This window comes from Stenotrophomonas riyadhensis, from assembly GCF_040256885.1.
GTDB lineage: Bacteria > Pseudomonadota > Gammaproteobacteria > Xanthomonadales > Xanthomonadaceae > Stenotrophomonas > Stenotrophomonas riyadhensis.
This window is the reverse complement of the sequence record NZ_CP155568.1, coordinates 2,228,403-2,252,324: the sequence shown is the minus strand read 5'-3', so window position 1 is coordinate 2,252,324 and position 23,922 is coordinate 2,228,403. Positions and strand designations below refer to the sequence as shown.

Genomic DNA, 23,922 nt, shown 5'->3' with positions numbered 1-23,922 from the left:
GATCAGTCGAGCGTGCCCAGCAGCCACGCCACGCAGCGCCTGACATCCTCGGCGTCATGCCAGCAATGGAGTGCGACGCGCAGATAACCCAACCGGACGCTGCTGTGGATGCCCTGCGCCTCTGCTGTCGCCAGCAGGCGCGCCAACCGCTCCTCCGGAAGCGCGAAGCAGAGCGTCGGGCCCAGACGATCCTGTTCGAGCAGCGCCATCAGTCGCGCAGCTTCCGCACGCCACGTCCCGTCACCCAGCGCCAATTGCTCGAGCAGCTGCCGCTGCAGCGATGCCACATGCGCCTGGATGGCGGCCACACCGCCACAGTCCAGCAGCAGCTGCAGTGATGAGGCAAGTGCCTCGCACGACAGGATCGAAGGACTGCCCGCTTCCAGCCGCCGTCCGTCCGTGGCCCAGAGGTCGGCCGCGGGCGCCGGGTCCGAAGTCTGCGAGAACTCCTCGGGCCCGGAGAGCCAGGTTCCCAGCGGAACCAGCTTCTGGCGGAACCCGGACTCGGTCCAAAGGAAGCCCTGCCCCTGCAGGCCCAGCAGGCCCTTGTGGCCCCCGGTCGCCAGCGCGCTCACGCCCGTCAGTTCGAGCGTTGTCGTGCCGGCACCCTGGATCGCATCAACCACAAGATCGACACCCGCGCCGCGACACGCCGCTCCCAGTTTCTGCAGATCCAGTTTGATTCCATCCTGGAAGCGCACCCAGGAGGCGGCGATCATCCGGGTACGCGGCGTGATCGCTTCGATCAGCCGATCTTCCGGCGCATCCCGTGCGGTCGGGCGCTGGCCTGGCTGCCACAGGTCGATCTCCCGGCACTGCACGCCGCGTCGGGACAACGCCAGCCACGGCAGGCGGTTGCTGGGGAACTCGCCTGCCGGAATCAGGATCTCGTCACCGGCCTGCCAGGGGTAACCGAACGCAACGGCCTCCAGGCCGGACGAGGTGCAGGTCATCAGGCTGATGTCCGCAGCGTCAGCGGCCAGCAGCGTCGCAGCGGCATGCCGCAACCTGCGCTGGACATCCAGGAAGTCCTCCTCCCAGCGCAACTCCCACGGCCGCAGCTGCACCCCCATCAATGCCTGCACCGCATCCGCGGATGCCCGCGGCAGCGGCCCGTCCTTGCAATGGGAAAGCCACAGCACATCGCGTGGCATATCGAACGCGGCAGGATCAAGCAGGGAAGCGGTAGTCATAGGGAGAACGGCAGCATCTGCGGGAGACACCCATCATGCGGGGCGCGCCCGCAGGCACGTCAAGCGCCCTGAGCATGCGGCACCGGAAATCAGGCAGACCGGATGGCCTGCACGGGCATGATCGCGGACGCCCTCAATGCAGGTGCCAGGACCGCCACCTGCCCCAGCAGCCACAGCGCCAGCGCACTGATCGGCAGGTACGCCAGTGGAAGCCGGGGCAGTTCGTAGAACCGCATCAGACCGAGGTTGAATGCATAGGCCAGCAACGCGCCAACTACGACACCCAGGCTCACGACCAGGAAGTTCTCCAGCTGGAAGTAGCGCAGGATGTCGCGGCGGGTCGCACCCAGTGCACGGCGGATGCCGATCTGCCTGCGCCGCTGCTCTACCCAGTAGCTGGCCAGGCCGACAATGCCCAGCGCGGTGGCCCCCAGCAGCGCGACGATCACGCCCGCCAGCAGCGCCATCATCAACCTGGCGCCGTGGAAATAGTCCGCGCGCAGCTCGGCGACGGTGCGGCTGGCGGCCTGGTCGAATACCACGTCGGGGGCCACTGCTGCCACCGCCCGCTGTGCGTCGGCCATGACCCGCGGCAGTGCTTCGGGCGCGGCCCGCACCAGGTAGCGCCCCGCCAACTGCGGACCTGGCTTGGCCGGCATCAGCACGGACCAATCATTGCCCAGCGCCTCCCCTCCACCGGGCTGTGACACAGCCAGGTGCTCGACCACGCCGATAACGGTGAAACGGCTGTCCATCGACCACAGGCTGCGCCCCACTGCCGGCTCACCGGGCCAGTAACGCTCTGCCAGCTGCCGCGTCACCAGGATCGGCGCATTGGCGGGCACGTACTGCCCGATCGGCGCGTACTCGGCGGCATCCGGCAAGCGCCCGGCCAACAGCTCCAGGCCCAGCGCCTGGATCGCCACCGCATCACCCAGGTAGAAATCGAGGACCCCGCCGAAGACGTTGCCGCTCTCATCGGTATGGACACCCGCGCGGACACCCGGCTCACCGAACGGAACGGCGCTGATGATGCCGACCGACGTTACGCCCGGAATCGCCTGCAGTGCACCGGTCACACGGGCATTGAGGTCAGCGGCCTGCGCGGCGTCGAATCCGGAGAGCTGCACAATGCCCAGCGACGACTCGGCCAGGCCACTGTCCAGGTTCAGTGCACGCCCCTTCTCGGTGAGCATGAAGATGGCATTGCACAGCACGGCGCAGGCCAGCGCGATCTCCAATGCAATCAACAGGGTGGCCAGCCGGTGCTTGCGCAGCGCTGCGATGATCAGTCCGGTTTGCATGATCGTGTCCTCTACAGCAGCTTGAGCTGCGCCACGGGCTGGATCGAACTCGCGCGATAGGCGGGAATCGCGCCTGCCACCAGGCTGGCCAGCAGGGAAAGACCGAAGGTGGCCATGAACATGGCCGGGTCCAGATGGATCAGGTCCGCGTAGGCAAACGGCTGGGTGCGGATCACCCACAGGCCCAGCAAGGTCAGCAGCAGCCCGCCCAACCCTCCGGCGACACCGATCAGCCCGGCTTCCAGCATGCATTGCATGAACACCGCACGCCGGCTGGCACCCAGCGCGCGCCGCAGGCCGATTTCTCCGCCGTGGCGCAGGAAGCGCGCCAGCAGCAGCCCGACCACATTGGCCAGGCAGACCATCAGGAACGCAAAGGACAGCACCGTCTGTACCTTCACGTCACTCGGCACTACCTGGTTGAAGTCCAGCCACGCCATCAACGAGCGGAGCCGGGTATTGTCGGCGTGCCGGATGCGCCCCAGACGCTGCTGTTCGCCGGCGTAGTTGGCCAGATAGCGACGATAGCCGGCCACCTTCTCCGGGCTGCCCAGCTCCACCCAGACCGCGACCGCCACGCAGGGCGAGTTCTGCAGCACACCCGGCTTATCGGGCATTGCCCAGCAGGTAAAGGGCTGGAAATCGCCCTCGTTGATATCCAGGCTGGTCGACATCGGCAGATAGATGTCATCGGCCGCGGCGTAGAAACTTGACGTCTCGCCACCCGAGAACCGCCCTCCCCTGATCTTGTAGAACAAGGGAGAGGGCCGCCAGTGATCCAGCACGCCGATCACCTGCACATGGGTATCCTTGACCCGAAGGGTCTGGCCAACACTGTCGCGGCCCCCGAACAGGCGCTGGTTCAACCGGGCCGAGATGACCGCGACGCGGCCGCGACGCTGGTCATCGTCAGCCGTCCAGGCGCGGCCATACTGGAAGGGCACCTCGAACATGGGGAAGAAGTCCGCCGTGGTCGAGATCGAAGATCCCATCAGCGGCGCCGTCCCGGCCAGGTCCGAACGGAGCTTCACCGGATTGACCACCACCATGGTCTGCCGGTCTGCCTGGCCCGATGACCAGAGATCGTGCGCGGTCCGATAGTCGAGTACGTCGTGTGGTTCGCGTCCTTTCGATCCAGGATCGACGTCCACCTGCGGATAGAAGATCCGATCACTCCGGCCAGGCAGCGGATCCCCGGAAAGCAGGTGGGTGACGGTCAGCGTGGTCATGCTGGCGCCGATCCCCACGGCAACCGCCAGCACCATCAGTGCGGTAATGATCGTGTTGCGCCTGGCGTTGTGCAGCGCCAGCTTCAGGTAATAGCCCATCATGGAAGGTGCATCCCCCTGCGTCCGTCATGCTCCATGCAGATACGATGCAGGGGTTGCCAGAAAGGTTTAAACGGATGAGGCGGACGATGGACGGGCACTTCGACAGTACAGACCTGCCAGGCAGTGATGGCTTTGGGATTCGGGCCCTGCTCACCGATGACCTGGATCTGATCTGCGCCCACCGCGAGGCGATGTTCCGCGAGAGTGGCCGCCCAGCAGACGTGCTGGAGCAGATGGCCGGCCCTTTCCGTGCCTGGCTCGCGCCGCGCCTGGCCTCCGGCGACTATTTCGGATTTGCCCTCACGGACCAGGGGCGCCCCATCGCGGGCATCGGCCTGATGCTGATCGACTGGCCGCCCCACCCTGCCCACCCGGAGCAGGACAGCCGTGGCTATGTGTTGAACGTCTACGTCGAGCCGGCCTATCGCCGGCGTGGGATCGCCCGCACGCTGATGTCATGGGCCGACCGTGCTTTCGCCGAACGCGGCGTCACCTATGCGGTGCTGCACGCCACCGAACAGGGAAGGCCGCTGTACGCCGATCTGGGCTGGGCGCCGACCAGCGAAATGGCCCGCACCCTGGACGCAGCCGCTCCCGGCAGTCAATCCAGCGCGAACCCTGCAACCTTGCCTTCTTCGTCGGGGCGGATCATGTACGGCATGAAGACGCCCGGCCCAAAGGTTGCCACGTAGCGGTACATCGTGCCCCTCTCGCTGGCCTGGGTACCTTTGAAGATCAGGGTGGCCGGCTTCCCGTAGGGCGCGACCGCCTTCGATAGCCCGGCGCCCATCCCCGCCTCCAGCCTTGCACGCAGGTTCGCGCTGAAATCCGCATAGCCGTGCCCGGCCTGCAATTGTTCAAACGTCGCACGCGCACGCGCGGTGACTGCGGCCTCTTCGCCAGGCGCAGGCCGGCTCCAGGCAGCGACGATGGCGGGATGAAGCGCACTGAAGACCGCATTGGTCAGCGTGATCCCGGCCTCCGGCGCCTTGTCCCCAAGATTGGTGAAGGCAATGATGCGCAGCCCAAGATCGGGAAAATATTCGTCGGCGGTGGTGAACCCCTGCGAACCACCGGTATGGCCGATCCGGGCCTGGCCGTAGACCGCATTGACGAACAACCCCAGCCCATAGTCGGCGCTGCCACCCTCACCGGTGTGGACCGGCGTGATCATTTCACGGTAGCCGGCCTGGCTGACCACGCGACCCTCGCTCAGGCCGTGGTCCCAGCACGCGAGGTCGTCCAGCGTACTGACCAGGGCGCCGGCAGCACCGCTCCAGTCCGGGTGGAAGTAAGGTGATCGGCGCAGGACGCCCGCCTCGTGCCGATACCCCACCGCCATGCCTTGCAGTCGCCCCGTGTCGGCCAGGGTGAAGGTATGCCGCATGCCCAGCGGCTCCAGCAGGTGCCGTCGCACGTAGTCGACGTAACGCTCGCCCGATACCACCTCGATGACCCGGCCGAGCAGGATGTATCCGGTATTGGAGTACGACCAGCGGCTGCCCGGCGCGAAATCGAGAGGGCGATCGCTGATACGCGCGATCAGCCGATCAAACGCAATCGGCTGCGTCACCAGGGCATCGACCTCCGGTTCGGGCCCGTCGAAATAGTCATGCAGGCCGCTGGTATGGGACAGCAGCTGGCGCAGGGTCACCTCCTGCGCATGCGGGGCGTCTGGCAGGTACCTGGCGAGTGGATCATCCAGCGTGAGCCTGCCGGCCTCCTGCAGCTGCACGACCGCAGCGGCGGTGAACTGCTTGGTGATCGAGCCGATCTCGAAGGGCGTGTCGGCACGCACCGCCAGCCCCCGCGCCAGATCGCGCTGGCCATAGGCCTTCGCGTGGATCAGGCGCCCGTCCTGGAGGACCATCACCGCCGCACCGGGAACATTGAAGCGACGCATGACCTGGCCGACGCCACTGTCGATGCCTTGGATCACGGCCGCATCCAGTGTGCCTTTCGCTCTGCCCGAAACATCGCTACGTATCACTTCCGTGGCAACAGCGGGCCTGCTGCTGCCCATCATTGCCAACAGCAGGCCACCCAGGGCAATCCAGATACGTGCCGTGCGCATTTCCGAGCCCATATAATTCAAATTTGAACTATAGTTTGAATTATGAACTCCCCCGCCGCAAGCCACCCCAGCCCGGCAGCGCTCAAGCTGACACCCACCCAGCTTGCGGCGATGGCCTCCCCCACACGGATGGCGATACTGCAGCGCCTGGACGCAGAGGGTCCCGCGAGCATCCGCGAGCTTGCCGAGCGCCTGGGCCGCCCGGCCACAGCGCTCTACCACCATCTGGCGCACCTGGAGAAGCATGGCCTGGTACGCATCACCGAGCACCGCGACACCGGCCGCCGGCCTGAAGCGGTCTACGCGGCGGCGTCGGCACAGCTGTCCTCTCGCGACGCGGTGCGCACGCCGTCCGGCCGGCGCAGTCTCGTTCGCGTGGCGACACGCGTCGTCGCCGCCACCCTGCGCGCCTTCGCCTCAGCCGCCACCCATGCCGCCGCCCGCTTTGAAGGACCGCACCGCAACTGCGTGGTCAGGCACCTGTCCTTCCGCGCCGACGATGCGCGCCTCGCCCGCATCAACGCATTGATCGACGAGCTTGAGGCCACCGGGCTCGACGCCGGCACACAGGGCGACACCATGCTGTTGACCGTCCTGATGGCACCTGCCACACACAAGCCGCGCGGAACACCGACCTGACCGGCTCTTCCATCGCCCTCATCAATGAATATTGCCCAGTTCAATTTTCATTGATGATCGATTCTTAGGAATAATCGCAAAAACCCTGCAGATTGAATGATCAGCGGGGCGTCAGCGCCAGAATGATCGCCACGCCCCTGCGGCGCCGATCACCTCCCTGCGCATGAATGGACATCCCGCACCGCGCCGACTGCGCCTGGCACTCCTGGACGACCATGAAGTCGTCCGCCGTGGCACCGGCCTGCACCTGTCACAGGACGCCCGCTTCAGGATCATCGCCAGCCACGGGCACAGTGACGCCTTCATCCAGACCCTGCAGAAGACGCGGGTGGATGTCGCGATCATCGATCTGACACTGGCCCGCGACGATCGCAGCAGCGCGGAGCTGATCCCCCTGCTGCGCAGCGCATTCCCACGCACGCCACTGCTTGCCTTCGCCACCCTCTCCCCCGCCACCCATCTCCATCACCTGCTGGAGGCCGGCATCGGCGGTGTCGTCAGCAAGGCCGAGCCACTGCCCATGCTGTCCGAAGCGATCATCCGTGTGTCGCAGGGGCTCGAGCGTCTGCCACCCGACCGCACCATTCCGGCAGACTGCGGCGAGCTCAGCCGCAACGAGCGCGAAGTGCTGAACCTGCTGCTGGCTGGCCTGACCGTCTCCGAGATCGCGCTGCACCGTCACCGCAGCGTCAAGACCGTCAGCACGCAGAAGATCGCGGTCCTGCGCAAGCTCGGGCTGCGCAACGATGCCGAAATCTATGCCATGCGGCGCCCACAGGACGCCCCGTGACGCGGCGCGACTACCCTCGCCGGCAGGGCTCCCTCCTCCTGCTGCTGGCCCTGCTTCTGCTGCCGGCCGCTTCGGCCGAGGACGCGCAGTCACAACGATGGCTGCCCGGTCGCGAGGTCCGCGTCGCCACCGCACCCTCGCTGCGCCCATTGCCCTCAGACCTTGCGGGCACGGCGCCGCTGCCCACCCTCGCCCACGGCTACGCCGATCTCGTGGCGCGGCATTCCGGACTCCAGTTCAAGGAGCACCCCTATCCCAGCACCGGCACATCGGTGAGCGCCGTATGCCGTGGCGACGCCGACCTGGTACTGGTGGTCGGGGCGGCCAGGCATCTGCCGCCGTCCTGCCCCCATCTGGTGGCCTCTGCCCCTTTCCGAGGTGGCAGGACCATGCTGGCCGGCCGCGCGGATGAGCGCTTGCCGCATGACATCGCGCAACTGGATGGCCGAACGGTTGCGGTGGTCAGCGGCGGGCCCTATGCCGGATGGCTGGCCGCCCATCATCCGCAGGTTCCACTGCTGTACCTGCCTGACCGGCATGCCACATTGGCCGCGGTCGAGGCCGGCATGGCCGATGTCGCGATAGGCGTGGAGACCACTCTGCAACCGATGATCCGGCAGTACTTCGCCGGCCAGCTGCAGGTGCAGCCATTCGAGATCGGGCTCTCCACCGACCTGCGCCTGCTGGTACGCCGCGAGGACCGGCAACTGCTGGCGCGCATCGACCAGGCCCTGCAGGACATCACACTGGAAGAGCATGCCGGCCTGCTGCAGCTCTGGGCCTGGCAGATACTGCCGGCTCCGGTGGGAAAGGCGCTGGACTGGCTGCGCACGCCGCCCCCGATCTGGCTGTTGGCAGTGCTGGCACTGCTGGCCGGCCTTCCCGTGTTCTGGCTTTCGCTGCACCAGCAACACGGACGTGAGCGGCGCAAGCAGACACGCGCAGCGGGTGTGATCAGCCACGAGATACGCAATTCGGCCCAGGTGGTGCTGGCCTCGATCGACCTGCTCAGTCAATCGCCCGCGCCCAAGGCGCAACGCGAACTGCTTGCCGCCGCCAAAGCCGCAGGCCATGCGCTGCGCGGCATGTTGAATCGCTCACTGGAGTTCGCGCGCTTGGCCGAAGGAGGATTCACGCCCCGCGCACAGGCCTGCGATGTGTTCCTGCTCTGCCGCCAATCGTTGGACGCAGTCCGCCCACAGGCACTGCTGAAAGGACTCGAACTGCGCTTCGAAGGCACGCCGGACCAGGCATCCACCGTCGCTCTCGACCCCGAGGGACTGCGCCAGATTGTCGACAACCTGCTGGCCAACGCAGTGAAGTTCACCGATATCGGCGGGATCGATCTGCGCATACAACTGAGGCCAGTCGCCGATCCCCAGGAGCTGCTGCTCGATGTGATCGACAGCGGCATCGGCATCGATGCCCGCCAGGCTGCACGATTGTTCCAGCCGTTCCAGCAAGGCAAGGACGGGCAGGTGCGCGGCGGCAGCGGATTGGGCCTGGCGATCGCCCGCGAACTGGCCCACGCCATGCGTGGCACGCTGACACTGCACAGTGTGCCGGGTCGCGGCAGCCGGTTTACCCTGCGCTTGCCGGTGCAGGCTGCTAGATCCGACTTGCCGCCAGCGGAACAGACACTCCTCGGCCTTCCGCTTGCCGGCCTGGATCTGTTGCTGGTCGAAGATCACGCGATGAATCGCCAGATCATCGCCGAACAACTGCGCCGCCTTGGGGCCGAGGTCCGCGCCCTGGCCGACGCTGACGATGCCCTTGCCGAGCAGGCGCAGACCCCGCGACGGATCGTGCTGGTGGACATCGGCCTGCAGGGCATGGATGGCTACGCGCTGGCGCAGCAACTGCGCAGCCAGCCCGGGGAACCGCCGCGACTGATTGCACTGTCAGCCCGGACAGGACGCAGGCACGCGACGCGTTGCCGCAACGCAGGCTTCCATGCAGTCCTGGCCAAGCCCCTGCAGATCGGACAACTGCTGCAGGCACTGGAGCTGCCGCCAGCGCCAGGGGCTACGACCGTCGACACCGTCGTGCCGCTGGATCAGGCCTACCTGGCCGACATCAACGGCGAGCTGCTGGGCATCGAGCAGGCCGTAGAGGACTACGATGCCACGGCGCTGCGTCATCATGCACATCGCCTGCAGGGTACGCTGCAATTCTGTTGCGCAACCGATCAGGCCGGAATCGCGTCCGACCTGTGGGCGCTGGGAAACGACGCCGCACCCGACTGGGCCGATGTGCGGCGCTTGCTGCAGCTGCTGCAGCACTGGCATGGCTCCCGCATTGCGGACGCCATGCCCCCTGACTGATCAGGCCGCCAGACGCTCGACCTGGCGACGGGTCAGGTCGTTGAAACGCCCCAGCGACATCAGGTGCTGGTGGATCAGGGCCAGCCAGCCGCTGCGGTGCCACTCGATCACGGTCGCTTCCGGCAGTGCCACGAACTTCTCCACGTCCACGACCTGGAAGCCGTTGAGGTTGAATTCGCGACCATCCGGAGTGCGGACGGTGGCGTTGCGCTCGACCAGCAGGCCGTTGTCAATCAGGGCCTTGGAGAAGGCCTGGGTCTGTTCGTGCTCGCGGGTGTACTGGCCGCAGAACTCCAACGCCTGCTGCACCATGTCGGTGGCCTTGCCATCGACGAACAGCGGCTGGCCTTCGTCACCACCCTTGACCACGCGCGCGCTCTCTTCGTCGATGCCCAGCAGGAAGTCGTTCTCCGCGCCGGTGTCGATGAAGATGAAGGGGTGACGACGCAGGTAAGCCGGGATATAGGCCTCGTCTTCCCACAGGCCGTCCTTGATGAACAGGTTCTGGTCGGACACGCCCACGGCAGCCATCGGCACCGCGGTCGGGCCAGCGAACAGGATCGGGAAGTGATGCAGCGCCAACGAAAACTCGCCGAGCACCAGCGGGATGGCGTTGTTGCCGGCAGCAAACTCGAGCCTACCCGGCAGGATGCGCAGATCGGCGTGCACATCGGCCTGCAGCGGCACCGGACGGGTGTAGAACAAGGGGGCGCTGCTCGGCGCCGCTTCGGTGGTGGTGTCGCTGGTAGTGGTCATCTTGGGAACCGTTCGATCATGCGCGCCTGCCATCCCGGGCGCGCCAGCGGGAACAACCTGAATCCCGCATTATCAACAAGCTCGATGACAACGGCCACCCCACCGACGGCCTATTTCAACTGCAGGGGGTAGCGCTGCCAGAGGACGTGGACCAGGAACCCGGCCAACTCGGTGTCGCGCGCGCTCACCGCCGCGCGGATCTTGTCCAGCAGCACCATGTCCGAGCAGGAGCGCACATCGGCATGGTTGGCCTGCCCGGCCCGGCGGGCGCGGTAGCGCGCGGCGCGCTGCGCATCACTCATTGCGTACCCGAATTTGGGCGGACGACCGCGCTTTCGCGGCAGGGTCAGCTCCAGGGTTCCGGGGTCTTTGTCATCACGCATGAGAGGGGTGCGGGCGGCGGCGAGCAACGGGGGGTGCGCAATTTATCGTGAGGCATCACTTTAATCCAGCTTTTTCTGCAGTTTTGTTGCGATGCAATGCAAAAAGCCGCACGCCACGAAGAATCCATCCACGCCTTGCGTGGATGCGCGTTCCAGGCAACAAAAAAGGGAGCCCGCGAACGGGCCCCCTCACCTTCTTCATGCAGCGCGTACCGGCTCGTAACCATGCAGGTGCGCCTCACTGCTGGCCCGCCCCTGGCTGAGCGAACGCAGCGAGGTGGTGTAACCCACCAGCTGCGCCAGCGGAGCGAAACCACTGACCTCGGCACGACCGTCCTGGTCCTCGATGCGGGCAATACGGCCGTGGCGTCGATTGAGGTCGCCGACCACGTCACCCACCGACGCAGACGGCGAATGCACCGTCACCGCCATCACCGGCTCCAGCAGCTGCGTGCCACCCTCGGCCAGCGCCGCCTTGATCGCCTCGGCGCCTGCGCGATGGAACGCCATCTCCGAGGAGTCCTTGGCATGGGTCTGGCCATCGACAAGACTGACCTCGATGCCGACCACCGGATGGCCCTGCGGACCTTCCGACAGCGCGGCACGCACGCCCTTCTCCACCGCCGCGATGAAGCTGCGCGGCACCACGCCACCGACGATGCGGTCGTTGAACACGACCTGGTCGTCCTCGCGCGGCGACACATCCAGCACCACGTGCGCGAACTGGCCCTGGCCACCGGTCTGCTTGACCAGTCGCCCGACGACGCCGTTCATCGCGCGCATCGGCGTCTCCTGGTAGGCCACGCGCGGCGCACCCACGCCCACATCGACCTTCCATTCGCTGCGCAGGCGCTCGACCATCACCTCCAGGTGCAGCTCGCCCATGCCCCAGACCAGGGTCTCCGCCGTGTCGCGATCGGTTTCGACGCGGAACGACGGATCTTCCTGGGCCAGGCTGGCCAGACCCTGCGCCATCCGGATCAGGTCGGCCGCACGCGCCGGTTCCAACCGCCAGGCCAGCACCGGCATCTGGGCCTGGATGCTCTCCAGGCGCAACGGCTGCGCACGCCCACTCAGCGTTTCACCGCTGACCGCATCCTTCCAGCCCAGCACCGCCACGATATCGCCGGCCACGGCCTGCTCGATGTCGTGGGTCTGGTCGGCCTGCACCCGCACCAGGCGGCTGACACGCCGCCCCTGCGGATGCTGCGAACTGGCCACGGCATCGCCGACCTTCAACGTGCCCGAGTACAGCCGCACGAAGCTCAGCGCACCGTGCTGCTGGTGGGTGATCTTGAACAGCAGACCGGCCAGCGGACCGTCCGGATCCGGCGGCAACACCACCTCGCCGCTCTCGCTTTCGGCGGTCACGGCAGGGCGATCCAGCGGCGACGGCAGGTAATCGACCACCGCATCCAGCAGCGTCTCGATGCCCTTGTCCTTGAAGGCCGCACCGGCCAGTACCGGCACGCCCGCACCGGCCAGCGTCGCCCGTCGGATCGCCGCGCGCAGCTGTTCGGCGTCGATCGCGCGACCTTCCAGCCAGGCATCGGCCAGAAGTTCGTCGTGGTCGGCCACGGCCTCGACCAACGCATCGCGTCGCGACTGCCACGTTGCGCGCAGCGTGTTGTCCCAGGGCGTGATCGCGGTCGCAGCACCGTCCTGCCAGTGCAGTACGCGCTCATCGACCAGGTCGACCCAGCCGCCGAAGTCGCTTTCGCTGCCCAGCGGCACGCCCAGCGCCCACGGCCGCGCCTGCAGCTTGTCCTGCAGCTGCTCCAGCACGCGCTCGAACGAAGCGCCGACGCGGTCCATCTTGTTGACGAAGGCGATCAGCGGCACGCGGTGACGGCGCGCCTGGCGCCACACCGTCTCAGACTGCGGCTGCACGCCATCCACGGCCGAGAACACGGCCACGGCACCGTCAAGCACGCGCAGCGAACGCTCGACTTCAATGGCGAAGTCGATGTGGCCCGGGGTGTCGATCAGGGTCAGCCGATGCGGCGGCAGGTCGCGCGGCGCCCACTGCGCCTGTACGGCAGCAGCGCCGATGGTGATGCCACGTTCGCGTTCGATCGCCGAGAAATCAGTGGTCGCGTTGCCATCGTGCACTTCGCCGACGCGGTGGATCTCGCCGCTTCTCCATAGCAGGCGTTCGGTCAACGTGGTCTTGCCGGCGTCGATGTGGGCAATGATGCCAAGGTTGCGACGGCGGGAAAGGACTTGGGTGTTCATGAGGAAGGTTCCTGCAAAGCCAACTTCGGGGGCCGCACACCCCGGTTGGCGACAGGGTGCGCGGCTAGCGTTCGGTCTCGGCGATCTGGTGCATGGCACGTTCTCCTTGCGGTACATCGGGTTACGGGAAATGGAATTGCGGAAACGAAAAGAGCGCCCCGGAGGGCGCTCTGTCGAAGGTCCAGCGATGGCCGCTTCAACGGCCTCGTGGGGCTCCAGGCAGACACGCCCGTTCCGCGCTTGCGCGGGTCAGGGTGAAAAACTTCAGGAGCGGCATCCGGTTCATGGGGCGCATTCTAGACCTGCCAATCTGGCGCGCAAGTGAATATTGCGCACATCAATGGAACGATGAGGCCGACGGGCATCGGGGTCGGATCCCTTTGCCACAGGCAAAGGGATCTGACCCCCGACTCAGCTCACTTGCACTCGTGCAGCTTGCGCGCCTCACCCACCGTCGCAGCCTGGTCGTCACCCATCGAGATCCAGCCCTTCAACGACATCGCCGGATCCGCATGTGGCAGCCGCGGCCCCTCATGGACAACCACCTCGGTCCAGCTGCCCACCGGCGCCAACTCGGACAGGCGTGCCGCCTGGTCGTCCTCAGTACTGAACATGTCGTCCGGACCGGCCGGCGGCGTGGTATTCACGGTTTCCGTCTTGCGGGTTCGTACCCGAAGCGCACCATCCGGGAGCCGCTGGGTGATGACGTCGTAGCGCTCGACGCCATACGCCCACCTGCTTTCGCCAACGCTGCGGGTCTCGCTACCGTCATCAGCCACGGCCACCACCTCGCCTGCCGGCCCGACGACGGCCGCGACAACCCCAAGGCCTGACATCAGTGCCTGATAGACGATCATCTGCCGCTGCTCGGAGGTCAACGCTCCGGCCTTGAGCTTGGCGGCAGGAATCTGCAGGTACGCCGCTTCACTGCACAGCACCAGCACCTGCTGGTCGTCCCAGCTCACCGACATTTCCTCGTTGGCGAAGTACTGCGTCTTCATCGACGTCACAGCGGCACCGTCGCTACTGGAATGCCGGGTCTCGATCAGCGAGGCGTTCTCGGCCGCGTGGGTCAGCGAAACTGGAGATGTCGACGCCGCATTGGTGGCAAATGCAGAGAAAAAGGCCGATGCGAACAGCAGCGTCCGCGAAACACCTGAAGCGGAGGGCAACATTGAATCAGTCCATTGAATGTAACTGGCGCCGAATGATACAGCGTCCGGATGGCGCGACCCATCAGTCAGCGCATGCAGATCCACTTCATTGGAAACCTCCCGCTCAGCGGATGAACAGCGGCAGGGCCAGGATGCTATCGCACGCCGGTGTGCAGCTGCGGAACTGCTCGGCGAGCACTTCGGCGCTCGGCGCGCCCGGCGCTGGTGTCGCCAGCCGGGTGTGGAAGGGATGGCGTTCCAGCAGCCAGGGCTGCGCCTGCTGCAACAGCCGTAACGACTCCGCTTCGCGATCGCGTACCGAGATCCAGGTCGGCCTTGAGTGCAGGCGGTCGAACAGTCCAGACACCACAACTTCACCGATGTAGGTCGTTTCGCCTGCGCGCACGTCGAAAGTCAGCGCTTCGTCTTCGGGCACCGCCCCGACGTATCCATAACCGTGTTCGGTCAGGTAGCCGACATAGTGTCGCCCGGCCTTGGCGCGGACGGCGGCCAGACCGGCCCTGCAGCCGAACTCGAATTCACCGCGCAGGTCAGCCAACGGCGACGTCGACCGCGTGCCGCTGGCAAAGATCGTGATCAGCCTGATGTTGCTGGTGGCACAGTTCACCGACATCACCACGTAGCCCTCGTCCGCGGCCAGTGGGACATCCGGTCGTGCCTTCAGCGTCGCGCACCCACCCAGCACCGTCGCGAGCGCTGCCGCGACCACCCACGAAATCCCTTTCATCGTGCTTGCCCCCTGGTTCCGGCGGAGCATACGGGATCCGCTGCCGCCGCGCCATTGAGGGGCCTGATGCCGCGGTCAGAAGCGCCCAGCGCGACGCCCTCACACGGTCACGTGACCACCACCAGCGGCACCCCACGCCGCGGATGCTCCAGCACCACCACATCCTGCTGGTAGACCCGCTGCAGGTTGTCTTCGGTCAGCACCTGCAACGGCGTGCCATCGGCCGCCACCCTGCCCTGCTCCAGCAGCACGATGCGGTCGGCATAACCGGCGGCCAGATTGAGGTCGTGCAGCACCACGATCACGCACGCGCCGGCCTCGGCACAGGCGCGCACACTGCGCAGCGTACGCTCCTGGTGGCGCAGATCGAGCGCGGCGGTCGGCTCATCGAGCAACAGCAGCGGCGTGTCCTGCGCCAGCACGCGCGCGAACGTGGTCCGTGCGGACTCGCCCCCGGACAGCTGCTGCACCTCACGCAGGCGCAGCGCCTGCAGTTCAGCGGCATCGATTGCCGCTTCCACCCGGGCGTCGTCCACGGCTGGATCCGGGGGGTGCGGCAGCCGCCCCATCGCCACCACTTCCTCCACGCTGAAGGCAAAGCGCACGCCATGCTCCTGCGGCATCACCGCACGCTCGCGCGCCAGCGGCCCGGCCTTGTAGCTGGCCAGCGGCCGGCCCAGCAGACTGACTTCGCCCGCGTCAACGCGCAGGTCACCGGCGGCGACCGCCAACAACGTGGACTTGCCCGCGCCATTCGGGCCCACCAGCGCGGTGACCGTACCCGGTTCGAACGCCAGCGAGATGCCATGCAGGATCTCGCGCTGCTGGCGGCGCACCACCACCTCGTGCAGCTTCAACAGCCCGCTCATGGCGCGGCCTTGCGGCGCTGCTGCAGCACCAGCCAGAGGAAGAACGGTGCGCCCAGTGCGGCCGAGAACAGGCCCAGCGGAATCTCCGCCGGCGGATCCAATGTGCGCGCGGCGGTGTCGGCCACCACGATCAGCAGCGCACCGAGCAGCCCGGACAACGGCAGCAGCCAGCGATGACCAGGGCCGACCAGCAGGCGCGCCACGTGCGGCACCACCAGGCCAACGAAACTGATCGAACCCGCAAACGCCACCGCAGCGCCCACCAGCAGCGCACTGAATGCCACCAGGCGGCGACGCGTGCGGGTCACATCCAGCCCGAGGTGCTGGGCCTGGCGTTCGCCCAGCGCCAGCATATCCAACGGCGTAGCCAATCGCTGCAGCGCGAACACACCGATGGCGAACAACGGCACCACGGCCGCTACATCGGCCCAGTTGGCGCGCGCCAGCGAGCCCATCTGCCAGAACACCAGCGACTGCAGCTCGCTTTCGCTGGCGATATATGTAAGGAAACCGATCAACGCTGAGCAGAACGCGGCCATCGCGATGCCGACCAGCAGCAGCGTGGCGTTGCCCGTACCCTTGCCGGGCCGGGCCAATGCGTAGGTCAGGCCGATTGCCAGCGCGCCGCCAGCGAACGCCGCCACCGGCACCAGCCAGCCGGCAGCGCCCGCGGCGCCGAGAACAATGGCAGCGACCGCACCCAGCGCAGCACCCTGGCTGACACCGACGATACCGGGATCGGCCAGCGGGTTGCCGAACAGACCCTGCAGGCTGGCACCGGCCATCGCCAGCGAGGCACCGACCATTGCGCCCAACAGGGCGCGCGGAATGCGCAGCTGCCAGACCACGGCCAGGTCACGACTGCTGACCGCCTGCGGATCAAGCAGTCCCAGCTTCACACCCAGCGCCTGCACCACCTCCAGCGGCGGCAGCCGCAGCGGGCCCACGGCGAACGAGGCCAGCACCGCCCCCAGCAGTGCCAGCAACGCCACCAGCAACATCGTCCGCCCGCGACGGCGCCGCCGATCCGCCGGACTCATGCCTTCGGCAACGCCGCCAGGGCCTTGGCCAGCGCCAGCGCGCCAGCACCGGAGCCGACACTGGTGTACTTCAGCTGCACATCCGGCATCACCCAGACCCGGTTGGCCTGCCCAGCCGGGGTCTGCTTCAGCGTCGGGTAGGACTTCCACAGGCCCTCGGCGCCGCCGAACAACTGCAGGTCATGCTCGGTCACCAGGATCACCTCCGGTGCCGCCGCGACCACGCCCTCATTGCTCAGCTGCGAGTAGTTCTTCACTCCCGCTTCGGTACCGATGTTGACGCCGCCGGCCAGGGCGATCAGCTGCGCCGACGCACTGTCAGCACCGGCCACGGTCGGTGCGCCACCGGCGCCGGTGGCCGAGACGTGGATCAGTCGTGGCGCATGGCCCAGGCCCTTGCCAATCGTTGCAGCCTCGTCGAGCTGACGCTGCACCTGCGTGGCAAGCGCCTGCCCTGCCTCGGCCAGCCCTAGTGCGGCGGCGACCTTGCGCACCTTGTCCGGCGCTGGCTGCAGGTCGTCGATGACCACGGCCGGTTCACCCACTTCGCGCAGTTTCCTGGCCAGCTCGGTATGGCGGCGCAGGCTGTTGCCGAGGAACAGCGAGCCCTTCAGGCTCAGCACGCCTTCCACGCCCGTGGTGCGGTTGAACAGGAACTGGTGCGGCGCGGCCAGGCCGGCCCGGGTGGTGGTGTTGGTCGGCGCGGCGAACACCTGCTTGTCCAATCCCAGCGCTTCGATCACCGCGATCACGTCGTCACCACCGGCGATGATGCGGCTGGTATCGGCCACCTCGACGTCGGCGCCGTCATCGGAATGCACCTTGGCCGGCAGCACGGCCTTCTGGTCGCGCACGGCCGGCATCTCGGTGCCGGCCACGCGCTGCCAGCCAGCCGGCAGTGCAACTTCGTCAGCCGCGGTCGCGGCGGCAGGCCCAGCCGGCTGGCCGGTGTCCGAGGGCGTCGATGAACCGCCACAGGCAGCCAGTGCCAGCGAGACAGCCAACGGAAGTGCGCACAGGCGCAGACGGGAAGCGATGTTCATGCTCGTTCTCCTTGCTGGCAGGGCGACGCGCACGTCGCCCCGCCGTGTGACTTACTGCTTCGGGGTGATGCGGGTGATGCGGTCACCCTTCGGATCTTCAGCACCGCGCGACTTGTTCACCGCGAACACGTTGCCCTTGCCGTCGGCGCGGACATGGTTCGGCAGCGTGCCGCCGTCGAGGTTGGCGACCACCTTGCCGTCACCGTTCACCACGGTGACCGTGCCAGCGCCACGGTTGCTGACGTAGGCCAGGCCGGAAGCATCATCGAAGGCGACGTTCAGCGCGCCGGCGCCGACCGGCACATCGTGCAGCACCTTGCCGGCAGCCACGTCGACGATCAGCAGGTTGTCGGTGCCTTGCGAGGCCACGTACAGGCGGTTGCGCGCTGCGTCGAAGGCCACGCCCGAGGCACTGATCGAGTTGCCCAGGTCGATGACCTTCTCGACCTTGCCGCTGGCCACGTCGATCACTGCCGCTTCCGGGGTGCCGATGCTGACGGTGAACAGCTTGCCGCCTTTCTCGTCCAGCACCAGGCTCATCGGGGTGAACTTGCCGTCGTCCACGCCGGACTCCAGCGTCACCGCCGGCAGCTCCTTGAGGGTCTTGGCGTCGAACACCGACAGATGGTCCTCGCCCGTGGCCGAGGCGAACACCTTGCCGTGGGTGCCATCAACCACCACGTCGCGCGCGTGCGGCACGGCATCGACCGGGAACTGGTGGACCAGCGACAGGTCCTTCTGGCGGTAGACCGCGATGGAGTTCTGGCGGGTATTGGTGACCCAGACATTGCCGTTGGTGTCATCCACGCCCACGCCGTAGACCGCGTACACCGCACCATTGGTGCTGCCCGGCACCTGCGCCGGGGTGATCGCCTTGGTCACCTTCAGTGACTTCGGGTCCAGCTTCAGCAGCTGCGACTGGGTCACCGGCGGGCGGCCCACGGCCGAGGTCACGAATACCGCGTTGCTGGCGGCGCTGTAGGCGGACTGATACAGGCCCGGCACCAGCTTGTTGGACTGGGTGGCGAACTGCGCCTGGCCGGACAGCGGCAGTTGCGGCGAGACGCGCAGCTTCAGCACGGTGGCTGCAGCCGGCTGGCTGGCGCGCACCACCACCGGGTGGGTGCCCGGCACCGCGTCGGCCGGAATGCTCAGCTGGGTCTTGAAGTTGCCATCGGCATCGACCACCAGCGGCTGCGTGTTGAGCACGCTGTCGCCACGCAACAGGCTGACTTTCTGGCCCGGCACGAAACCGCGACCGACCACGTCGGCAGTGCTGCCGGGAACCACGTTCTCACCGCGTGAGACGACCTCACCCCTGAAGGTGGCGTTGGCCGGCTGATCGAACACCGGCTGCGCGGTGGCGGTCACCGCCAGCAACAGGCCGGCGGCGAGGGAAGTGAGACGGAAAGACGGACGGAACGACATGGAAGGCTCCTTGCACACGTAGGCCGCGCCACGTGGCGCGGGATTCATCGGTTGCCTGGGCCGCTGCACGTCGGCAGCCTCGCCTGGGTAGTGGGGTCGCACGGCATCGCGTGCGAAGGGATTCATTCGGCGCCGTTGTCACCACCGTTGGGCGCGCCATCGCTGGCGCTGCGGTCAGTGACGCCGTACAGCTCATGCAGCGCGGCATGGAACGAAGCCGGCAGCATCGGGCCGTGGCCGAGGCCGTCGAACTCACGGTACTGCACGCGCATGCCCGGCACCTTGGCCAACCGTTCGGACAGCTGCATCGCCGCATCCGGGGTTGCGCCACCGATGCGGCGCAGGTGTGCGACCACGCGCGGATTGTTCATGTCGCGCTTGCCGCGATCACCGACACGCTCGGCGCCGCCCAGCATCAGCCAGAGCTTTGCCGGCTGGCCATGCGCGTTCTGCACGAACTGCTGCTCCGGATCACCCAGGGCTGCGCCCTGGCTCCACCACAGCGACGGACTGGCGGCCAGATAGGACTGGAAGGCGGCGGGACGGGTGTACAACGCATTGAGCACGAACAACCCGCCCAGCGAGTGACCCCACAGCGCTTGCTGCTGCGTATCGATGCGTGCGCGACGCTCGACTTCCGGCTTGATGCGGCGTTCGATCACATCCAGGAAGGCTGCGGCGCCACCGCCGACCGCTTGTGTCGTACCGCTCTCGTCATCGGCACGGTCGATCCACGCGGTGTAGTCGCGGGTGCGTGCCTTGGAATCGATGCGCAGGTCGTTGTCGTAGCCGATCAGGACCAGCACCGGCGGTGCCTTGCGTGCGGCCAGCTCGGCCAACAGCGGCTGGTCCAGCACCATCGCCACCGCATTGCCGTCCAGCGCGTACAGCACCGGCAACGGCGTCTTGCCGGCCTTGGCCGGGATCGCCAGGTTCACCCGCCAGCGGCGCTGCTGGTCCGGGCTGTCCACCACGAAATGCTCAAAGCGATAGCTGGCCGCGGGCTCGTCGAGCACGGTGTGGCCGATCTTCTGCAGCGGATTGCGCTGCTGTGCATGGGCGTACGGGGTGGCCAGGAGCAGACCCATCATCAAGGCGGCCAGGCCGCGGGCCAACCGGCCCCGGCGCGAAGGCAGGACGAAATGCTTCATCAGCGGCGGCAGAAGCGGCCCACGGCCGCCGGTTCACAAGGGACCGCAGTCTACCTCAAACGCGAATGATTATCACATCGATCGAACGTCACGCTGTGTATCACGCGCGCGATGACCTGGTTGCGCCGGGCCCGGCATTTCCCCTATTTTGCCGGCCACCGGGGCATTGGATCGCCCCGCTTACAGCGCAGCCAGGGAAGGCGGGCAGCCTGCCGCCGACTAGGCCGCGTTCATCCGCGCCATGACTGCCATGGGATTGGATCCCATGATTGCGAGAACCCTTGAAGCACACCGCACTGATCGCCCTTACCCTCGGCCTGCTCGCCCCACTGGCCGCGCACGCCGCGCAGGATCTACCGTCGCTCTACCAGGCCTTTGAAGAGGCCGGCAATTCGACGTTGAGCATGGACCAACTCAACCAGACGGTGACGTTCACCGCCGTGGCACTGGGCGTTTCCAGCAACCTGGCGGGCGAACCGCTGATCGAGGCCGGCGACGACCAGGGCAATGTCCTGGCCCGGCTGACCACAGACGACGAACAGCAGGCGGCCAAGCTGGGCGCACTGGAAGAAGGCGCGACCTTCACCGCCAGCTGCACGTTGCAGTTCAGCTCGGGCACGGACTACCTGTCCTTCGGCGATTGCGCCATCAAGTAAAGACGAAGCCGGCGAGACGCCGGCTTCTTTTCTTTGCCTCTGTAGAGTCGAGCCATGCTCGACTCCCGCAGCCTCACGGCCCCGCGGGCACCGGACCGTACACGTTCTCCTGCGGCGTGCCCGGCAGCAGCGAGAAGATCATGATCACAATGCCACCGCCCGGCACCAGCGCCAGCAGGAACAGCCAGCCCGACTGATTGCAGTCATGCAGGCGGCGTACGGTCACGGCAATCAGCGGCACGATCGTGGCCAGCCACATCACGCCCAGCAGTACCACCATGCCGATCAGAATGCCGGCCAGCGCATCGGGGCTGTTGCGCAGGAGGATCGCCAGCACACCGGCGAGCAGCATCACCGCGGCTGCGACCAGGAACAGGAACAGCTGGTACATCCAGTACTCGCGGCGGTTGGCGCGGCCCTCGAACTGGGCGTAGCGCTTCAACGGCAGAATCATTTCCTGCACGGCATCGATCCTTGAAAGAGAAGCCGCGGAGTGTGCCAAATGCAGGCGCACAGGACAATGTGGCGACGAACCATGCTCGACTGCCATTGCCCCCTGTAGAGCCGAGCCATGCTCGGCTGCTGCTCCAGAAGGCACCCGTAACCCGCGCAAGAGCGAAGTCGAGCATGGCTCGACTCTGCAAGAGCTGGGTCAGCGGCCCTTTGCCGCCCTTGCCGCCTCGCGCTCGGCGCGTAGCCGATCCAGCTTTTCCTTCAGCTTGATTTCCAGGCCGCGTGGCACCGGGTTGTAATACACGCGTTCGCCCATCGCATCCGGGAAACCGGTCTGGTCCAGTGCGATGCCGCCTTCGGCGTCATGGTCGTACTGGTATTCGGCGCCGTAGCCCAGCTCCTTCATCAGCTTGGTCGGCGCATTGCGCAGGTGCAGCGGCACCTCTTCGGTACCACTCTCGCGCACGTCGGCCTTGGCCTGGTTGAAGGCGGCATAGCCGGCATTCGACTTCGCCGTACTGGCCAGGTACAGCACCAACTGAGCGAACGCGAGTTCGCCTTCCGGACTGCCCAGCCGCTCGTAGATGTCCCAGGCCTCCAGCGCCATGCTCTGCGCACGCGGATCGGCCAGGCCGATGTCCTCGATCGCCATGCGAGTCAGCCGGCGCGCCAGGTAGGACGGATCGCAGCCGCCATCGAGCATGCGGGTCAGCCAGTACAGCGCGGCATCCGGGTTGGAACTGCGTACCGACTTGTGCAGCGCCGAGATCTGGTCGTAGAACTGCTCGCCGCCCTTGTCGAAGCGACGGGTGCGGTCGGCCAGCACCTGGGTCAGGGTCTGCGGGGTGATGCGACCACCCTCCCCGCCCGCCAGCTCGGCAGCGATTTCCAACAGGGTCAGCGCACGGCGCACGTCGCCGTCGGCGGCGGTCGCGATTTCCAGCAGCAGTTCGGGGGCGACCTCGATGCCCTCCTCGCCCAGGCCGCGCTCGCGGTCACCCAGCGCACGCTCCAGCGCCTCAACGATGTCTGTGGGCGAAACGCCCTCCAGCACATGCACGCGGCAGCGCGACAGCAGTGCGGAATTCAGTTCGAAGGACGGGTTCTCGGTGGTGGCGCCGACGAACAGGATGGTGCCGCGCTCGATGTGCGGCAGGAACGCATCCTGCTGCGCCTTGTTGAAGCGATGCACCTCATCCACGAACAGCACGGTGCGGCGGCCTTCGGCGAACCGTTGCGCCGCCTCGGCCAGCACCTGGCGCACTTCCGGCAGGCCGGACAGCACGGCGGAGATCGCACGGAACTCGGCGTCGGAATATTCGGCCAGCAGCAGTGCCAGCGTGGTCTTGCCGCAGCCCGGCGGCCCCCACAGGATCATCGAATGCACGCGACCGGACTCGACCGCGCGGCGCAGCGCGCTGTCCGGCGCCAGCAGGCGCTTCTGCCCGACCATCTCGTCGAGGGTGCGTGGGCGCATGCGCTCGGCCAGCGGGCGCAGATGTTCCCGATCAACGCTCAGCAGATCGGGGCCGGGGAAGGAAGTTGAACGATGTCTTGCCACCCGCTCATTGTACCGCGAGAGCGTGCCCACCAAGGTTGGCAGCCACCACGGCGGCCGGGCCATGATCGGTAGTGCCGGCCGCTGGCCGGCAGCCCAAAAGCGTGTCAACCAAGGTTGACACCCACCAAGGCACAGGCCGGATCAGTTACCGATGACGTCGGTGCCCTTCGGCGGGGTAAAGCTGAAGGTGCCGGCAGCAAAGCCCGGGTTGCGCTTCCAGCCGCTGAAGCTGATCACGGTGCGCTGGCCGACGGCGTCGGTGATCTCCATCTTGGCCAGGCCCTGGGCGTTGAAGCCCAGCGCGGCGTACTGGAAGCTGGCTTCGGTCTCACGCTTCGGCGACAGCGACAGCCACTGCAGGCCATCGCGCTGCGCGGCCTCTTCGCTGACGTCGTACTGCTGCTCCAGCAGCGCCGGGTTGATCAGCGCGGTCAGTGGGCTGTTCTGCTCTTCCTTGCCCTGCTCGCGAACAGTGGCCTGCTCCAGGTCCGGCTCGTACATCCAGACCTTCTTGCCGTCGGCCACGATCAGCTGCTCGTGCGGGCGCACGTACTCCCAGCGGAACAGGCGCGGCGCGGACAAGGCCACGCGGCCGCTGGTCGATTCCTTCACTTTGCCGCGGCTGTCGAACACCTGCTGGTTGAACTGGCCATCCAGGCCCTTCAGGCCACTGGTGAAGGTCTTCAGGTCATCGCGGGCGCCAGCCCAGGCGCTGCCGGCGGCGGCGCAGGCCACGGCCAGGGTGGTGGTGGCAAGGAAACGGCGGAAGCGGAAGTTCATGCGGGAATCC

22 protein-coding genes and 1 pseudogene are annotated in these 23,922 nt (G+C 66.9%); 5 read left to right on the top strand and 18 right to left on the bottom strand.

Annotated elements, in window-relative coordinates; translation table 11 throughout:
- Nucleotides 1-2: 2 nt before the first annotated feature.
- The 4 genes and pseudogenes from SriyCCGPB3_RS10600 to SriyCCGPB3_RS10590 all read right to left on the bottom strand — a co-directional run bounded on the left by SriyCCGPB3_RS10600 (nt 3) and on the right by SriyCCGPB3_RS10590 (nt 3,828).
- Nucleotides 3-1,142, bottom strand: a complete 1,140-nt coding sequence (locus tag SriyCCGPB3_RS10600) for an aminotransferase class V-fold PLP-dependent enzyme (protein WP_350260278.1) — start codon at nt 1,140-1,142, stop codon at nt 3-5.
- 140 nt (nt 1,143-1,282) lie between these two features.
- Complete coding sequence (locus tag SriyCCGPB3_RS21575) at nt 1,283-1,660, bottom strand: ABC transporter permease (RefSeq protein ID WP_429001117.1); 378 nt, start codon at nt 1,658-1,660, stop codon at nt 1,283-1,285.
- A 102-nt stretch (nt 1,661-1,762) separates the two neighbouring features.
- Nucleotides 1,763-2,389: pseudogene (locus SriyCCGPB3_RS21570) on the bottom strand (ABC transporter permease); the annotation flags it as partial.
- Between the two features lie 119 nt (nt 2,390-2,508).
- A complete protein-coding gene (locus SriyCCGPB3_RS10590) occupies nt 2,509-3,828 on the bottom strand; it encodes an ABC transporter permease (RefSeq protein ID WP_350260276.1) in 1,320 nt (439 codons plus the stop codon).
- Nucleotides 3,829-3,914: 86 nt separating this feature from the next.
- Here SriyCCGPB3_RS10590 and SriyCCGPB3_RS10585 point away from each other — a divergent pair, with 86 nt between their 5' ends.
- Nucleotides 3,915-4,520 carry a GNAT family N-acetyltransferase gene (locus SriyCCGPB3_RS10585; RefSeq protein ID WP_350260275.1) on the top strand — a complete coding sequence of 202 codons (606 nt, stop codon included), beginning with the start codon at nt 3,915-3,917 and terminating at the stop codon, nt 4,518-4,520.
- On the opposite strand, the gene SriyCCGPB3_RS10580 is transcribed toward SriyCCGPB3_RS10585, so the two are convergent.
- Nucleotides 4,430-5,902 (bottom strand): serine hydrolase domain-containing protein, encoded by a 1,473-nt coding sequence (locus SriyCCGPB3_RS10580; RefSeq protein ID WP_350260274.1) that lies wholly within the window; start codon nt 5,900-5,902, stop codon nt 4,430-4,432. The two genes, SriyCCGPB3_RS10585 and SriyCCGPB3_RS10580, sit on opposite strands and share 91 nt — an antisense overlap.
- Before the next feature lie 42 nt (nt 5,903-5,944).
- Between SriyCCGPB3_RS10580 and SriyCCGPB3_RS10575 the strand changes: the two genes are divergently transcribed.
- From SriyCCGPB3_RS10575 to SriyCCGPB3_RS10565, 3 genes are all read left to right on the top strand, one after another.
- Nucleotides 5,945-6,541, top strand: a complete 597-nt coding sequence (locus SriyCCGPB3_RS10575; RefSeq protein WP_350260273.1) for an ArsR/SmtB family transcription factor — start codon at nt 5,945-5,947, stop codon at nt 6,539-6,541.
- 163 nt (nt 6,542-6,704) lie between these two features.
- Nucleotides 6,705-7,331: a response regulator transcription factor gene (locus SriyCCGPB3_RS10570; protein ID WP_350260272.1), complete on the top strand. Its 627-nt coding sequence runs from the start codon at nt 6,705-6,707 to the stop codon at nt 7,329-7,331.
- Entirely contained in the window at nt 7,328-9,655 is a 2,328-nt protein-coding gene (locus SriyCCGPB3_RS10565; protein WP_350260271.1) for an ATP-binding protein, read from the top strand. Before SriyCCGPB3_RS10570 ends, SriyCCGPB3_RS10565 begins: the two co-directional genes overlap by 4 nt.
- On the opposite strand, the gene SriyCCGPB3_RS10560 is transcribed toward SriyCCGPB3_RS10565, so the two are convergent.
- From SriyCCGPB3_RS10560 to SriyCCGPB3_RS10515, 10 genes are all read right to left on the bottom strand, one after another.
- Nucleotides 9,656-10,411, bottom strand: a complete 756-nt coding sequence (locus SriyCCGPB3_RS10560; protein WP_071227413.1) for a SapC family protein — start codon at nt 10,409-10,411, stop codon at nt 9,656-9,658. It lies immediately after the preceding gene.
- 110 nt (nt 10,412-10,521) lie between these two features.
- Nucleotides 10,522-10,794: a hypothetical protein gene (locus SriyCCGPB3_RS10555; protein ID WP_005409616.1), complete on the bottom strand. Its 273-nt coding sequence runs from the start codon at nt 10,792-10,794 to the stop codon at nt 10,522-10,524.
- Between the two features lie 198 nt (nt 10,795-10,992).
- Entirely contained in the window at nt 10,993-13,029 is a 2,037-nt protein-coding gene (gene fusA / locus SriyCCGPB3_RS10550; RefSeq protein WP_110712268.1) for an elongation factor G, read from the bottom strand.
- Nucleotides 13,030-13,445: 416 nt separating this feature from the next.
- A complete protein-coding gene (locus SriyCCGPB3_RS10545; protein WP_350260270.1) occupies nt 13,446-14,204 on the bottom strand; it encodes a hypothetical protein in 759 nt (252 codons plus the stop codon).
- Between the two features lie 103 nt (nt 14,205-14,307).
- Nucleotides 14,308-14,931 carry a hypothetical protein gene (locus tag SriyCCGPB3_RS10540; protein WP_164161850.1) on the bottom strand — a complete coding sequence of 208 codons (624 nt, stop codon included), beginning with the start codon at nt 14,929-14,931 and terminating at the stop codon, nt 14,308-14,310.
- A 107-nt stretch (nt 14,932-15,038) separates the two neighbouring features.
- Nucleotides 15,039-15,800, bottom strand: a complete 762-nt coding sequence (locus SriyCCGPB3_RS10535) for a heme ABC transporter ATP-binding protein (RefSeq protein ID WP_164161851.1) — start codon at nt 15,798-15,800, stop codon at nt 15,039-15,041.
- The gene (locus SriyCCGPB3_RS10530) at nt 15,797-16,840 is read right to left on the bottom strand and encodes a FecCD family ABC transporter permease (RefSeq protein ID WP_110712264.1); all 1,044 of its coding nucleotides are present in this window, start codon (nt 16,838-16,840) and stop codon (nt 15,797-15,799) included. Before SriyCCGPB3_RS10530 ends, SriyCCGPB3_RS10535 begins: the two co-directional genes overlap by 4 nt.
- Nucleotides 16,837-17,883 (bottom strand): heme/hemin ABC transporter substrate-binding protein, encoded by a 1,047-nt coding sequence (locus tag SriyCCGPB3_RS10525; RefSeq protein ID WP_350260269.1) that lies wholly within the window; start codon nt 17,881-17,883, stop codon nt 16,837-16,839. The genes SriyCCGPB3_RS10530 and SriyCCGPB3_RS10525 overlap by 4 nt, the downstream gene beginning before the upstream one ends.
- Nucleotides 17,884-17,934: 51 nt before the next feature.
- The gene (locus tag SriyCCGPB3_RS10520) at nt 17,935-19,311 is read right to left on the bottom strand and encodes a YncE family protein (protein ID WP_180859222.1); all 1,377 of its coding nucleotides are present in this window, start codon (nt 19,309-19,311) and stop codon (nt 17,935-17,937) included.
- 122 nt (nt 19,312-19,433) lie between these two features.
- Nucleotides 19,434-20,462, bottom strand: a complete 1,029-nt coding sequence (locus tag SriyCCGPB3_RS10515) for an alpha/beta hydrolase (protein WP_164161855.1) — start codon at nt 20,460-20,462, stop codon at nt 19,434-19,436.
- A gap of 281 nt (nt 20,463-20,743) precedes the next feature.
- Here SriyCCGPB3_RS10515 and SriyCCGPB3_RS10510 point away from each other — a divergent pair, with 281 nt between their 5' ends.
- Complete coding sequence (locus tag SriyCCGPB3_RS10510; protein WP_153855606.1) at nt 20,744-21,118, top strand: hypothetical protein; 375 nt, start codon at nt 20,744-20,746, stop codon at nt 21,116-21,118.
- 73 nt (nt 21,119-21,191) lie between these two features.
- Here the strand turns inward: SriyCCGPB3_RS10510 and SriyCCGPB3_RS10505 are convergent, their stop codons facing one another.
- The 3 genes from SriyCCGPB3_RS10505 to lolA form a co-directional block, all read right to left on the bottom strand.
- Complete coding sequence (locus tag SriyCCGPB3_RS10505) at nt 21,192-21,581, bottom strand: DUF805 domain-containing protein (protein WP_110712259.1); 390 nt, start codon at nt 21,579-21,581, stop codon at nt 21,192-21,194.
- A 189-nt stretch (nt 21,582-21,770) separates the two neighbouring features.
- On the bottom strand, nt 21,771-23,048 hold the full coding sequence (locus SriyCCGPB3_RS10500; RefSeq protein WP_014037159.1) for a replication-associated recombination protein A: 1,278 nt from the start codon (nt 23,046-23,048) through the stop codon (nt 21,771-21,773).
- 225 nt (nt 23,049-23,273) lie between these two features.
- Complete coding sequence (gene lolA / locus SriyCCGPB3_RS10495; RefSeq protein ID WP_049432212.1) at nt 23,274-23,912, bottom strand: outer membrane lipoprotein chaperone LolA; 639 nt, start codon at nt 23,910-23,912, stop codon at nt 23,274-23,276.
- Nucleotides 23,913-23,922: the final 10 nt, after the last annotated feature.

Excerpts from the sequence above, each read along its gene's own strand:
- SriyCCGPB3_RS10585 (WP_350260275.1), top strand. The coding sequence starts at position 3,915 with ATGGACGGGCACTTCGACAGTACAGACCTGCCAGGCAGTGATGGCTTT.
- SriyCCGPB3_RS10580 (WP_350260274.1), bottom strand. The coding sequence starts at position 5,902 with ATGCGCACGGCACGTATCTGGATTGCCCTGGGTGGCCTGCTGTTGGCA.
- SriyCCGPB3_RS10530 (WP_110712264.1), bottom strand. The coding sequence starts at position 16,840 with ATGAGTCCGGCGGATCGGCGGCGCCGTCGCGGGCGGACGATGTTGCTG.
- SriyCCGPB3_RS10575 (WP_350260273.1), top strand. The coding sequence starts at position 5,945 with ATGAACTCCCCCGCCGCAAGCCACCCCAGCCCGGCAGCGCTCAAGCTG.
- SriyCCGPB3_RS10555 (WP_005409616.1), bottom strand. The coding sequence starts at position 10,794 with ATGCGTGATGACAAAGACCCCGGAACCCTGGAGCTGACCCTGCCGCGA.
- SriyCCGPB3_RS10525 (WP_350260269.1), bottom strand. The coding sequence starts at position 17,883 with ATGAACATCGCTTCCCGTCTGCGCCTGTGCGCACTTCCGTTGGCTGTC.
- SriyCCGPB3_RS10590 (WP_350260276.1), bottom strand. The coding sequence starts at position 3,828 with ATGATGGGCTATTACCTGAAGCTGGCGCTGCACAACGCCAGGCGCAAC.
- SriyCCGPB3_RS10545 (WP_350260270.1), bottom strand. The coding sequence starts at position 14,204 with ATGTTGCCCTCCGCTTCAGGTGTTTCGCGGACGCTGCTGTTCGCATCG.
- SriyCCGPB3_RS10515 (WP_164161855.1), bottom strand. The coding sequence starts at position 20,462 with ATGAAGCATTTCGTCCTGCCTTCGCGCCGGGGCCGGTTGGCCCGCGGC.
- SriyCCGPB3_RS10570 (WP_350260272.1), top strand. The coding sequence starts at position 6,705 with ATGAATGGACATCCCGCACCGCGCCGACTGCGCCTGGCACTCCTGGAC.
- SriyCCGPB3_RS10520 (WP_180859222.1), bottom strand. The coding sequence starts at position 19,311 with ATGTCGTTCCGTCCGTCTTTCCGTCTCACTTCCCTCGCCGCCGGCCTG.
- SriyCCGPB3_RS10560 (WP_071227413.1), bottom strand. The coding sequence starts at position 10,411 with ATGACCACTACCAGCGACACCACCACCGAAGCGGCGCCGAGCAGCGCC.
- lolA (WP_049432212.1), bottom strand. The coding sequence starts at position 23,912 with ATGAACTTCCGCTTCCGCCGTTTCCTTGCCACCACCACCCTGGCCGTG.
- fusA (WP_110712268.1), bottom strand. The coding sequence starts at position 13,029 with ATGAACACCCAAGTCCTTTCCCGCCGTCGCAACCTTGGCATCATTGCC.
- SriyCCGPB3_RS10500 (WP_014037159.1), bottom strand. The coding sequence starts at position 23,048 with ATGCGCCCACGCACCCTCGACGAGATGGTCGGGCAGAAGCGCCTGCTG.
- SriyCCGPB3_RS10535 (WP_164161851.1), bottom strand. The coding sequence starts at position 15,800 with ATGAGCGGGCTGTTGAAGCTGCACGAGGTGGTGGTGCGCCGCCAGCAG.
- SriyCCGPB3_RS10540 (WP_164161850.1), bottom strand. The coding sequence starts at position 14,931 with ATGAAAGGGATTTCGTGGGTGGTCGCGGCAGCGCTCGCGACGGTGCTG.
- SriyCCGPB3_RS21575 (WP_429001117.1), bottom strand. The coding sequence starts at position 1,660 with ATGGCGCTGCTGGCGGGCGTGATCGTCGCGCTGCTGGGGGCCACCGCG.